11 protein-coding genes are annotated in these 12,802 nt (G+C 48.5%); 3 read left to right on the plus strand and 8 right to left on the minus strand.

Translation table 11 applies throughout. The features are described 5' to 3' along the window. The 4 genes from nuoC to MPHASIOC01_RS13120 all read right to left on the minus strand — a co-directional run bounded on the left by nuoC (nt 1) and on the right by MPHASIOC01_RS13120 (nt 4,563). Nucleotides 1-1,812 carry an NADH-quinone oxidoreductase subunit C/D gene (nuoC, locus tag MPHASIOC01_RS13105; protein WP_156518985.1) on the minus strand — a complete coding sequence of 604 codons (1,812 nt, stop codon included), beginning with the start codon at nt 1,810-1,812 and terminating at the stop codon, nt 1-3. Nucleotides 1,813-1,896: 84 nt separating this feature from the next. Further along, on the minus strand, nt 1,897-2,571 hold the full coding sequence (nuoB, locus tag MPHASIOC01_RS13110; RefSeq protein ID WP_036115987.1) for an NADH-quinone oxidoreductase subunit NuoB: 675 nt from the start codon (nt 2,569-2,571) through the stop codon (nt 1,897-1,899). A 15-nt stretch (nt 2,572-2,586) separates the two neighbouring features. Then, nucleotides 2,587-3,027, minus strand: a complete 441-nt coding sequence (gene nuoA / locus MPHASIOC01_RS13115) for an NADH-quinone oxidoreductase subunit NuoA (protein ID WP_064595190.1) — start codon at nt 3,025-3,027, stop codon at nt 2,587-2,589. Nucleotides 3,028-3,630: 603 nt separating this feature from the next. Continuing rightward, nucleotides 3,631-4,563 carry a LysR family transcriptional regulator gene (locus MPHASIOC01_RS13120; RefSeq protein WP_064595194.1) on the minus strand — a complete coding sequence of 311 codons (933 nt, stop codon included), beginning with the start codon at nt 4,561-4,563 and terminating at the stop codon, nt 3,631-3,633. Nucleotides 4,564-5,608: 1,045 nt separating this feature from the next. On the opposite strand from MPHASIOC01_RS13120, the gene MPHASIOC01_RS13125 reads away from it, so the two are divergent. Together MPHASIOC01_RS13125 and yfbR are read left to right on the plus strand one after the other, a co-directional pair. Continuing rightward, a complete protein-coding gene (locus MPHASIOC01_RS13125) occupies nt 5,609-6,826 on the plus strand; it encodes a pyridoxal phosphate-dependent aminotransferase (protein ID WP_064595196.1) in 1,218 nt (405 codons plus the stop codon). An 81-nt stretch (nt 6,827-6,907) separates the two neighbouring features. Then, entirely contained in the window at nt 6,908-7,507 is a 600-nt protein-coding gene (gene yfbR, locus MPHASIOC01_RS13130) for a 5'-deoxynucleotidase (protein WP_036115998.1), read from the plus strand. Nucleotides 7,508-7,561: 54 nt separating this feature from the next. Here the strand turns inward: yfbR and MPHASIOC01_RS13135 are convergent, their stop codons facing one another. The 4 genes from MPHASIOC01_RS13135 to yfbV all read right to left on the minus strand — a co-directional run bounded on the left by MPHASIOC01_RS13135 (nt 7,562) and on the right by yfbV (nt 11,248). Further along, nucleotides 7,562-9,394, minus strand: coding sequence for an SLC13 family permease (locus MPHASIOC01_RS13135; RefSeq protein ID WP_064595201.1), 1,833 nt, complete (start codon nt 9,392-9,394; stop codon nt 7,562-7,564). Nucleotides 9,395-9,529: 135 nt separating this feature from the next. Further along, entirely contained in the window at nt 9,530-10,192 is a 663-nt protein-coding gene (locus tag MPHASIOC01_RS13140; protein ID WP_353614834.1) for a sugar phosphatase, read from the minus strand. A 14-nt stretch (nt 10,193-10,206) separates the two neighbouring features. Continuing rightward, nucleotides 10,207-10,701, minus strand: a complete 495-nt coding sequence (locus tag MPHASIOC01_RS13145; RefSeq protein ID WP_036116005.1) for a YfbU family protein — start codon at nt 10,699-10,701, stop codon at nt 10,207-10,209. Nucleotides 10,702-10,792: 91 nt separating this feature from the next. Beyond that, nucleotides 10,793-11,248 carry a terminus macrodomain insulation protein YfbV gene (gene yfbV, locus MPHASIOC01_RS13150; protein WP_036116007.1) on the minus strand — a complete coding sequence of 152 codons (456 nt, stop codon included), beginning with the start codon at nt 11,246-11,248 and terminating at the stop codon, nt 10,793-10,795. Between the two features lie 332 nt (nt 11,249-11,580). Here yfbV and ackA point away from each other — a divergent pair, with 332 nt between their 5' ends. Beyond that, nucleotides 11,581-12,783, plus strand: coding sequence for an acetate kinase (gene ackA / locus MPHASIOC01_RS13155; protein ID WP_064595207.1), 1,203 nt, complete (start codon nt 11,581-11,583; stop codon nt 12,781-12,783). The last annotated feature ends 19 nt before the right edge of the window (nt 12,784-12,802 follow it).

Below are 12,802 nucleotides of genomic sequence, written 5' to 3' on the forward strand. Positions count from 1 at the left end.
TTAGCGGTCCACATCTGACATAACAAAATCGATACTCCCCAGATACACAATCAGGTCAGAAACCAGACTGCCGCGGATAACCGACGGGATCTGTTGCAGGTGAGCAAAACTTGGCGTGCGTACACGGGTACGGTAGCTCATCGTGCTGCCATCACTGGTCAGGTAGTAACTGTTTATCCCCTTCGTTGCTTCGATCATCTGGAAGGATTCATTGGCCGGCATTACCGGGCCCCAGGATACCTGCAGGAAGTGGGTGATCAGGGTTTCGATATGTTGCAACGTGCGCTCTTTTGGCGGCGGCGTTGTCAGCGGGTGATCCGCTTTAAACGGCCCTTCCGGCATATTGTTCAGGCACTGTTCCAGAATACGCAGACTCTGGCGCAACTCTTCAACCTTAAGCATGACACGGGTGTAGCAGTCGCTCACACCACCACCAACCGGAACTTCAAAATCGAAGTTTTCGTATCCGGAGTAAGGGCGGGCTTTACGGACGTCGAAATCAATCCCGGTGGCGCGTAACCCGGCACCTGTTGTGCCCCAGGCCAGCGCTTCTTTCGCGCCGTAGGCAGCAACCCCCTGCGAACGTCCTTTAAGAATGGTGTTACGCAGCGCGGCTTTTTCATAGCTGAGCAGGCGCTTTGGCATCCAGTCAAGGAATTCACGCAGTAAACGATCCCAGCCACGAGGCAGGTCATGCGCCACACCACCAATACGGAACCAGGCCGGGTGCATACGGAAACCGGTGATGGCTTCAACTAAATCGTAGATTTTCTGGCGGTCAGTAAAGGCGAAGAACACCGGCGTCATGGCGCCCACGTCCTGAATAAACGTGGAGATATACAGTAAGTGGCTGTTAATGCGGAACAGCTCAGACAGCATAACGCGAATCACGTTAACGCGATCAGGCACTGTTATACCGGCAAGTTTCTCCACTGCCAGCACATAAGGCATTTCGTTAACACAACCGCCCAGGTATTCAATACGGTCGGTGTAGGGAATGTAGCTGTGCCATGACTGGCGCTCACCCATTTTTTCCGCACCGCGGTGGTGGTAACCAATGTCAGGAACACAGTTAACAATTTCTTCGCCATCGAGTTGCAAAATAATGCGAAACGCACCATGCGCGGATGGATGGTTTGGCCCGAGGTTCAGAAACATGAAATCTTCATTTTCCGTGCCGCGCTTCATTCCCCAGTCTTCGGGTTTGAAAGTCAGCGCTTCCATTTCCAGGTCTTCTTTCTGTTTGGTCAGTTCAAACGGATCAAACTCGGTCGCACGGGCCGGGTAATCTTTACGCAGCGGGTGACCAGACCAGGTAGGCGGCATCAGGATACGGCGCAGGTTTGGGTGACCACTGAACGTTATGCCAAACATTTCCCAGGTTTCACGTTCATACCAGTTGGCATTCGGGAACAGGCTGGTGAATGTGGGTACCGTCATATCATTTTCCACCAGCGCCACCTTCAACATAATGTCGCGGTTACGGTCAATGGAAATTAAGTGATAGAAAACGGAGAAGTCCGCAGCAGGCAAACCTTCACGATGAGTTCTGAGGCGCTCATCCATGCCATGCAAGTCAAACAGCATGACATAAGGCTGAGGCAGTTTTTTCAGGAAATCGCCAACTTCGAGTAACTGTTCACGCTTCACCCAAACTACCGGTACACCGGTACGCGTTGCCTGCACAGTAAAGGCATCTGGCCCAAAACGGTTACGCAATTCGCCAATGACCGGATCATCCAAGTGATCCCTGGTTTGCCAGACGGGTAAAACCGCCTCTTGCGTGGTTAAATCGGTCATATTGTTCACCATTGCAAATGGTTTTTTGGTGACCGAAATGTGGCGTTGCGCTATTAATTATTGATATGCAAAAAAATGCCACATTTCGCTGTTCTTTTAAATTTCGTCCGGTGTACGCAGGTTTTTCACCGCAATACGCTCACCGCGTTTGCGTTCACGCTCGGATTGCATATTGGCGCGATAAACCCCCTGGTCACCAACAACCCAGGACAATGGGCGACGTTCTTTTCCGATGGACTCCTGCAACAGCATCAGCGCCTGCATATAGGCTTCAGGACGCGGCGGGCAACCCGGAATGTACACATCGACGGGCAAAAATTTATCCACGCCCTGCACTACTGAGTAAATATCGTACATGCCACCAGAGTTGGCACAAGCCCCCATGGAGATAACCCATTTAGGTTCGAGCATTTGGTCATACAGGCGTTGGATAACCGGTGCCATTTTGGTGAAGCAGGTACCAGCCACAACCATCAGATCCGCCTGACGAGGAGAAGCACGTAATACTTCCGCCCCGAAACGCGCGACATCATGCACGGCAGTGAAAGAGGTCACCATTTCTACATAACAGCAGGAAAGGCCAAAGTTATAAGGCCAAATTGAGTTTTTACGCCCCCAGTTGACCATGTCGTGCAATGCATTTTCCAGTTTGCCCAGATAAACACTGCGATGAACATGCTGCTCCAGGGGATCAGTAACAATCTCCTGTTTTTGAAGGGGGTAACGGTCGTTCTCACCGTTGGGATCTATGCGGGTGAGCGTATAATCCATCTTATTGCCTCGCAGTTAGCGTTGACTAGTGTGGCTGTCAGTTTCCGGGTTAATCATCTGGCGACGGGAACGTGCAGGCGTCCAGTCCAGTGCACCAATACGCACCAGATAAACCAGACCTGCCAGCAGCACTAAAATGAAAATGGCAGCCTCGACAAAACCTACCCATCCGCTTTCGCGAATCGAGGTTGACCAGGCATAAAGATAGAGTGCTTCAACATCAAAGATGACGAAGAACATGGCGACCAGATAGAACTTCGCTGAGAGGCGCAACCGGGCGGACCCAACGGAATCGATACCCGATTCGAACGGTGTGTTTTTGTAACGGGCCCGGGCTCTGCCGCCCAGTAACCAGCCACCAACCAGCATAAAAGCGCAAAGGCCCAATGCTACGATAAAGAAAATTGCAAATGCCCAGTGATGAGCGATGATTTCAGTGGATGTCGACATACTCATTGCTTACTCATCAAAAGTGGTAAACCGGCCTCTGCACAGGTTCACAGAGATTCACCACATCGATTCATGGGGAGGAACAGAAAACCTGACACAGGCTGCTATGATTTTCTTATGACCAGCCTGACGCTGTGGTTTTTTACTCCTTTTCATAACCTTTTGTCAACTTTAACAAAAGTATCATCACATTAGTTTACATTTAACTACGAGCCTTAACATTTAATGCTCAGGTCGTCGTCTTTCCCTGTCAACTGATGAATATTCATACTGTTGAATCGAGTCCGTTCATGGTATGGCCTGCGATGCCCCTTTATTCTGGCAGGAAATTACCGGGATTCCTCCCCCCCGGAACGGGAATTTTCTTGATCTGAGACACGCTTTTGTTAATTCAGCCAATAAATCAGCAACAATACCCCGCCAATATTTAACATAGCCACAGATTTTGCTACCTGCACGAAACTATCTTAATTGAGCAAAAAAATAAACAACAGCCCTGTTTTTATAATGGTTTTTTCCAGAGATTGCCTGGACAGGCAAAAATGATGGGTAAAAAAAAAGCTTTCAAAGCAGAATTTGCCTTAAAAGCTTTTTATTACAAAGTAAGAATTAGCCAGGAAGCGCGTTATCCTGCAACTGCTTTTCCCCATCAAGGGGTTGCGTGTAGTGCCACGAGCTCCGATAATCTTTGAGTGTGTGGAACAGTGTTTGCACTAATTCATTTTCTTTTTTGCCGTTATGGCAAACGCTGTATTCGGTATCTGGCAGTGTGGGCAACCCGTCAGTATCAACCAGCACGCGCAGCTCTGGCCCCATCATTTCCGCAGGCCTGGCGGTTACTCCCAACCCGGCTTTTACCGCTGCCCGCACTGCCGCCAGCGTTGAAGCAACATAAGCCACACGATAATCAACTTGTGCATGCTCCAGGTGTTTAAAAATCATATCCCTGTAAGAACCTGGCTCGTCGAGAACCACCAGCGGCACAGGCTCACCAGCCGGGAAAATAAAATCAGCCGAGCAATACCACAAAGTAGGGGAACGCCGTATAACAAAAGATTCAGCCCACTCTGGCGCAGAAGTAGTCAGAATAAGATCCAGTTCCTGGCTATTGAGCATTTCAACGATATAAGGATTGCGTTTTACACAGATATCCAGAGTAAGCTTTGGGTAAACAAGGCTTATTCTGTCCAGTAAAAATGCAAGCAACGTATCTGCAGACTCGTCTGACGCCCCCAGAGACAGTTTTCCCTGAATATTACTGAATAACAGTGACATACAGGCTTCATCATTAAAACGTAATATTTTACGGGCGTACCCCAGCAGTTGAATACCATGTTCGGTCAGGAGTTTATTACGCCCGTGGCGGACAAATAATTCTTTGCCAACCAATTGTTCCAGGCGCTGCATCTGTTGACTGACAGCAGATTGCGTACGCGAAACAGCCAGAGCGGCCGCAGCAAAAGTATTTAAATCCGCTACGGCAACAAACGTCCTGAGGAGATCGAGGTCAAGGTTTAGTATCGTGCGAGTAGAATTTATCATAATGATTCACTATCCGGGGCTCATAACTGAGTGCCCTTGTCTTTTGCTATGTGAGTGAAACAACAAAGCAATTCCATTTGAACTTGGCTTCCTGCCAGATAAAAACCCACCGAGTTTTCATTTCGTAGTTAATTATGTATTACGAATTTATGAAGCTTTCACACTCTATGGGCGGTAGTAAAGCTTTGCTTTGCCTTCAACAGGAGCTATTTGCTTTGCTTACCTTTAGGCTTTTACGCATTGGCTGCAAAATGTTCCGGGTAAAATGCCTGTTCACCGGGCAATGTACCTGGTACAAGATACCGAGAGTGCAGTCATCGTACCAGTGGAAATAATTAAATAAAGGTAATGTTTGTAAAGGCTGCGCGACATTTCTGGTGAAAGTACAACGGTACTGGCGAAACAAAGCAATAATACCAGTGTGACTAATCAAAGAATAGAAAAGGAACTCACCCAATTCTATTTAGATATCAATGCGCTTATAATAATAAGTATCAGTAATAATCAGATCCACCTCGTTAACCTGATTTTTCTTCAATAACCGTACCATACCCAGGCATTTTTGATACACAAGATTGAACGCATATTGATATCAATTAATTATAATGTGCAGGTCAATCAACGCTGATGAGATGTTTTTTTGGAGACTGTGATGCGCCTGGCTCGCCATTTATCCGTAAAGGCACTGCAATTAATTAAAACTTTTTAACCTTTTGTTTATCTGTTTTCTACCATTTATCTTTATTGACAAAGAAAAATCAACATTCATATCCCCGCCAATTTTCTATCGACAATCAATAACTCTTTTTATTTTAATAAAGTCAACATTAAATACCAATAAAATAGCCATAATCCAATTAATTAGACTACAACCCTTCTGGCAGCCACCATAAAAAACCGACCATGATTATTATTTATCAACGTGTTAGATAACAAAATCCATGCAGATGCCTCCTCCTGCCCTTCAAAAGTACAGCGCCGAAGAGTACATTGTCGCCAGCGGTCTTCCACGGCAGGAAGCGCCGAAAACAAAGTAAGGTGTACCATGTCCCCGATTATTGAAAAATCCAGCAAACTCGATAACGTCTGCTATGACATCCGTGGTCCTGTTCTGAAAGAAGCGAAACGCCTCGAAGAAGAAGGCAACAAAGTTCTCAAGCTCAACATCGGCAACCCAGCACCATTTGGTTTTGAAGCACCTGATGAAATTTTGGTGGATGTAATTCGTAATCTTCCCACATCTCAGGGTTACTCTGATTCCAAAGGGCTTTATTCTGCGCGCAAAGCGATTATGCAGCACTATCAGCAGCGTGGAATGCGGGATGTCACGGTTGAAGATATCTATATTGGTAATGGGGTGTCTGAGCTGATTGTTCAGTCTATGCAGGCCTTACTGAACAGCGGCGACGAAATGTTGGTTCCCGCACCTGACTACCCACTCTGGACTGCTGCTGTTTCCCTCTCCAGCGGTAAAGCGGTGCATTACCTGTGTGACGAATCCGCCGACTGGTTCCCGGATCTGGACGATATTCGCGCTAAAATCACACCGCGTACACGCGGCATTGTGATAATTAACCCCAATAATCCAACCGGTGCTGTGTATTCACTGGATGTGCTCAAAGAGATAGTTGAGATTGCCCGACAGCATAATCTGGTTATCTTCGCCGATGAGATTTACGACAAGATCCTCTACGACGATGCACAACACCACTCTATTGCCGCACTGGCTCCTGACTTGCTCACGGTCACCTTTAACGGGCTATCAAAAACCTACCGGGTTGCTGGTTTCCGCCAGGGCTGGATGGTACTGAATGGGCCGAAAAAGCACGCCAAAGGTTATATTGAAGGTCTGGAAATGCTGGCTTCAATGCGTCTGTGTGCCAATGTGCCGGCTCAACACGCCATTCAAACGGCACTGGGTGGCTACCAGAGTATCAGCGAATTTATCGTGCCGGGTGGGCGGTTGTATGAACAACGTAACCGGGCATGGGAATTAATTAACGACATTCCTGGCGTGAGTTGTGTTAAACCCAACGGGGCGTTATACATGTTCCCGAAAATTGACGCAAAACGCTTTAATATCCACGATGACCAAAAAATGGTGCTGGATTTTCTGTTACAGGAAAAAGTGCTGTTAGTTCAGGGAACGGCTTTTAACTGGCCCTGGCCGGACCATGTGCGCATCGTGACACTGCCACGAGTGGATGAACTGGAACAGGCTATCGAGAAATTTGGCCGTTTCCTTGGGCATTATCACCAGTAGTCTCCACAAGCCAAAAGCATTGCATCTTCGGGGGCGCGGCGACACAATGACCTTCTTTTGTACAGAAGGTCATTGTGAATCATGAGCCAGAGCCATTTTTTTGCCCACCTCTCCCGCCTTAAGTTAATTAACCGCTGGCCGCTGATGCGCAATGTTCGCACCGAAAATGTGTCAGAACACAGTTTACAGGTGGCGATGGTGGCCCATGCGCTGGCCGCTATCAAGAACCGTAAATTTGGCGGGACGCTGAATCAGGAACGTGTTGCTTTACTGGCAATGTACCACGATGCCAGCGAAGTGCTGACCGGTGACCTGCCAACACCCGTCAAATACTTCAATTCGCAAATTGCCCATGAATATAAAGCCATCGAAAAAATCGCCCAGCAAAAATTATTGCAGATGATCCCTGATGAGCTGCAGGATATTTTTACTCCTTTGCTGGATGAGCAGTACTATAGCGATGATGAAAAACACATTGTCAAACAGGCCGATGCGCTGTGTGCTTATCTGAAGTGTCTGGAAGAGCTTTCAGCCGGGAACAATGAATTTTTACTGGCGAAAGGCAGGCTTGAGAAGACGCTCAGTGAGCGCCACAGTGAAGAAATGGAATACTTTATGCGGGTATTTGTACCCAGTTTTCATTTATCCCTTGATGAAATTAGCCAGGACACCCCACTCTGAGTATTGAGTGGCTACGCCCGGCTAATCGCTGCCGGGCGCAAAATTGCCTGCTCATCAGAATGGGAATAACACCGGTACCAGCACCACACACACCACCATGACCAGTAGCGTAAAGGGAACCCCAATTTTTACAAAATCACTGAACTGGTAATTACCCGGCCCCAACACCAGCGTATTTACTGGGGATGAAACTGGCGTCATAAATGCAGCTGACGCGGCCATTGCCACAATCATGGCAAACGGATAAGGCGAAACCCCCATTGATTTGGCCGCAGCCAGCGCGATAGGCGCCATCAGTACTGCTGTTGCCGTATTGGAAATAAATAACCCAATTGCTGCGCACATGACAAACAGGCATACCAGCATAATATAAGGCCCATATCCACCACCGACTTCCATCAGGCCCTTCACAATTAAATCCACCCCGCCCGTTTTCTGTAAAGCAAGTGCGAATGGCATCATACCGACAATTAAAATAATACTGGGCCAGTGAATGGCTTTATAAGCACTTTGCGCATCAATACAACGAAATTTCCCCATCAACAGGCAGGCGATGAGTGCCGCAATCGTGTTAGGAATTTCATCAGTCAGCATCATGGCGACCATAAGCGCCAGGCAGAAAATGGCATGGGGAGCCTGGCTATGTGCAGGTGAAGCGACACTCTCTTCAACCGGTAAATTCAGTACCAGGAAATCACGTTTTTTCTGGCCAAGAATGCGAATCAGCTTCCAGTCTCCCACCACCAGCAGGATATCCCCCAACTGAATGGGCTCATCGAGAATGTTGCCATCCATCGCTTCACCACCGCGTCGCAAACCTACAACATTCAGGCCATAGCGTGAACGAAAGCCAATCTCACGCACGCTTTTCGCCGCCAGTTCAGATTCCGGTAACAACGATATTTCAGCCATGCCCACATCCTGCGCCTGGTCAGAAAAATACTCACCACGCAGAATCATGGGCTCCAGCATTTGTTCAGCACAAAACTGGCGCAAGTCGACATCTGAAGCAGACATATCAATCAGGAGTACATCACGGTCGCGCAGTTCTGTAACCCCATTCACATTCACAATAACCCGGCGGAATTTACGCCAGCGTTCAACACCAATAATATTCGCTCCATAATGCTCACGCAGTTTCAGGTCATCCAGGCGGCGCCCCATCAGCGGCGACCCAGGGCGAATAGCCAGGCGACGGGCGCGCCCACTCAGCCGGTAGTCTTTAATCAGGTCGCGAAAGGTGCGGCGTTTCCAGCGCTCTTTCGTGCCGTCATCACTTTCGCCACGAAACGCAAAACGCACCAGTAACATATAGAAGATACCCAGCACCAGTACGGCCAGACCAATGGGCGTTACACTGAAAAATTGAAAGCCCTGTAAGCCTTCGCGCAATAATTCACTGTTGATAACCAGGTTAGGCGGTGTGGCAACCAGCGTCATCATTCCGCTGATAAGGCCAGCAAATGCCAGTGGCATCATCAAACGGCCGGGAGGAATTTGCATGCGACCAGAAACACTCAGCACTACGGGGATGAAAATCGCGACCACACCGGTTGAACTCATAAAAGCCCCAAGCCCCGCCACGGTGAGCATCAGTAACACCAGCATTTTGGTTTCGCTACTGCCCGCCATTTTTACCAGCCATGCGCCCAGTGCAGTCGCCACACCGGTGCGCACCAGGCCATCGCCAATAATAAACAAAGCCGCTATCAGGACAACATTCGGGTCACTGAAGCCGGACAGTGCTTCATTCAGCGTCAACGTGCCACTCAGTACAAAAGCGACAATCACCAACAATGCCACCGCATCCATACGAATTTTCCCGGTGGCAAAGAAAAAAACAGCAAAGCCCAGTAAGCACACTACCCAAATCAGTTCGCTGTTCACAACTTATCCTTGTTTGCTGAAGAGATGCGGATATTGCCAGTCCGCTGACAACACATCAGTGTAAAAAAACGCCTGAAATAAGAGCTTCAGGCGTTTTAGTGTACAAAAGAAAAGTGTAATAAATAGCGGGCTAAATCAGTATTCGCGCTGTTTTAACACCACTTTGCCTGGAGCCACTACCTCAACAACCAGTTGTTCAAGGCTGGTCAGGCAGAAATCGACGCGGTCAAGCCCGGGAGCATCACCTGGAACGTTGACGGCTGCCACATGGCAACCCGCAGCCAGGCCAGACAACACCCCAGCCGCAGCATCTTCTACTACGAGGCATTCTGAGGCAGGCAAACCAAGTAATTTTGCGCCAAGCAGGTAAGGATCTGGCTCAGGCTTCCCTTTGCTGACCTGCTCTGCAGTAACAAACACTTTTGGTGTGGGCAAACCAGTAGCGCTATGGCGAGCGCTGGCAACGGGCACTGAGCCTGATGTGACGATGGCCCAGGGAATTTCGTTGGCATCTAAATAATTCAGCAATGCAATCGCCCCTGGCAGGGCTGTAATCCCTGTAGTGTCGGATGCTTCTAACGCTTCCAGCGCGTAAAATTCACGCTGGATATCCTCTTCAGAGGCCCCAGCCATAAAATGCCGCAGTGAAGTAATTGCCTGTTTTCCATGAATGAAATCAAGAATATCCTTATGCGGTATGACAAACCTGTCGCCCCAGCTACACCAGGCCCTTTCGACCGCAGGTAACGAGTCAACCAGCGTGCCATCCAAATCGAACAAAAATCCTTTACACTGCACTACAGTATCTCCTGTCAGGCATTAATAATTTGGTTGATTTCATTGCTGCTCAGGTGGTACTGGCGTGGGCAACTTTGCCAGGTTTTGAGCATACGCAGGTATTTTTCCCACATTGGCGTTTGGGCATTAAACCCATGTGTACCTGCATCAAAATGGGTATAACGCCCTTCAGTGTTCACCATGAAGCGAACATAACTCAGAAAACGGGCCTCAGTAGCGGCATCAAACCCGAGGAAAGTTACCCGGCGTTCATCAATGTTTTCGCCATCTTTCAGGTTGCCCCAGGAAACCTGCAACGCATGGTACATTTCCATGATATCGATAATCGTGCGGCAGGTTTCTTCCGTTAACTGGCCAAACTCCCGATCAAGTTCACGCATCTGCAGGCCAAAACCACGCTCAACAATGGTTTGCAGGCGGCGATAACGTTCTGCGTTATCCGGGTCCAGCAGGGTCATCATTTTGTATTGGTTAGAGAGAATAAGCCGTTGGGCATTGGTCATTTCCATTTCACAACTCCTGTATCAGGCTAACGCACTGAAATAACTCTGTTAAACCACAAAAAATACCTGCCTTCTTTATATGCGTAATTAACCGGGATTACAAATCATCAAGAAATGTTTTATCCAGTTGCCTGAAAGCACGCTTCAGGGTGTCAGCCAGTGCCTGGTAATCGGGTTTGCCTTCAACCGGGGCCAGTGCCTGGCCGGCTTCTTCAAGCTTGCTGCGCACTTCATAAAACCAGTTAAGAATGGAGGGTGGTAACGGTGTAACTGAACGTTTCCCCAACCACCATAAGCCCTGCATCGGCAAGCTAACGGCAAATAATGCTGTCGCCACAGCTGGCCCCAACTGGCCGCCGAGTGCGATTTGCCAGGTCAGAGTAAACACGGCAATCGGTGGCATAAAGCGGATAGCAAACCGGGTGGCGCGAATAATGCGATTCTCTACGAACACCGGTGCGAGGCGCTTTTCCATGGGCCACGTTTTCGCATAATGCTGCCCCTTACGAAATAAACTGAGGCCACTGACGGAACGTTTTTCGGGTGTGGACATGGTTTCACCTCAACTTCACATATAAAAATTCAAATTTTTGTGCAAAATACCAACTTATAATGACAAGGTTCAAAATATTTTTCATTTTTGGGTGCAATCAGTTATCCTGTCCGCGCCATGAGGCCGTAGTGGAAAACTGCCGGTTGCCACACTTTCATAAGCGCCAACTCAGGCGGCAAAAAAGTGAAAATGGCGTAAACTCATGAATATTTGTTCGTCGTGCCAAAAAACGTTTCAGGCATGACGTTAATCATAAATGTCAGCGTCATCTTGCGCTACGATGAGAGACTCACTGACGTTTTTTTAGCCACGTATCAAATATAGGTACTTCCATGTCGAGTAAGTTAGTACTGGTTCTGAACTGCGGTAGCTCCTCACTGAAATTCGCAATCATCGATGCAACTAATGGTGACGAGTACCTCTCTGGTTTAGCGGAATGTTTCCACCTGCCAGAAGCGCGCATCAAATGGAAAATGAGCGGTAATAAAGAAGAAGCAGCACTGGGTGCCGGCGCAGCGCACAGCGAAGCGTTGAACTTCATCGTTAATACCATTCTGGCACAAAAACCAGAGCTTTCTGCCCAGTTGGTCGCAATTGGTCACCGTATTGTTCACGGTGGTGAAAAATACACCAAATCAGTTGTCATTGACGATACTGTTGTTCAGGGTATCAAAGATGCGTCTTCTTTTGCACCTTTGCATAACCCGGCGCATCTGATTGGTATCGCAGAAGCCCTGAAATCATTCCCTGGTCTGGCAAACAAAAACGTAGCTGTTTTCGACACCGCGTTCCATCAGACCATGCCGCAGGAATCTTACCTGTACGCGCTGCCTTACAGCCTGTACAAAGAGCACGGCATTCGTCGTTATGGCGCACACGGTACCAGCCACTTCTATGTTACTCAGGAAGCGGCCAAAATGCTGAACAAACCGGTTGAAGAACTGAACATTATCACCTGCCATCTGGGCAATGGTGGTTCTGTTTCTGCAATCCGTAACGGGAAATGCGTTGATACCTCCATGGGTCTGACCCCGCTGGAAGGCCTGGTCATGGGCACACGTTCTGGTGATATCGACCCGGCTATCGTGTTCCATCTGCATGACACACTGGGTATGAGCATTGAACAGATCAACAAACTGCTGACTAAAGAATCTGGTCTGCTTGGTCTGACTGAAGTCACCAGTGACTGCCGTTATGTTGAAGATAACTACCAAACCAAAGATGACGCAAAACGCGCCATGGACGTTTACTGCCACCGTCTGGCGAAATACATCGGCGCGTACACCGCAATGATGGAAGGCCGTCTGGATGGCGTGGTGTTCACTGGTGGTATTGGTGAAAACGCAGCGATGGTTCGTGAACTGTCTCTGGCTAAACTGGGCGTTCTGGGCTTTGAAGTTGACCACGAGCGTAACCTGGCTGCCCGTTTTGGCAAATCTGGTTTCATCAACAAAGAAGGCACCACTCTCGCCATGGTCATTCCGACCAACGAAGAACTGGTTATCGCGCAAGACGCGCTTCGCCTGACTGCTTAATACCTTCACCGCCAGCCTC

This window comes from Mangrovibacter phragmitis (assembly GCF_040429585.1).
Lineage (GTDB): Bacteria > Pseudomonadota > Gammaproteobacteria > Enterobacterales > Enterobacteriaceae > Mangrovibacter > Mangrovibacter phragmitis.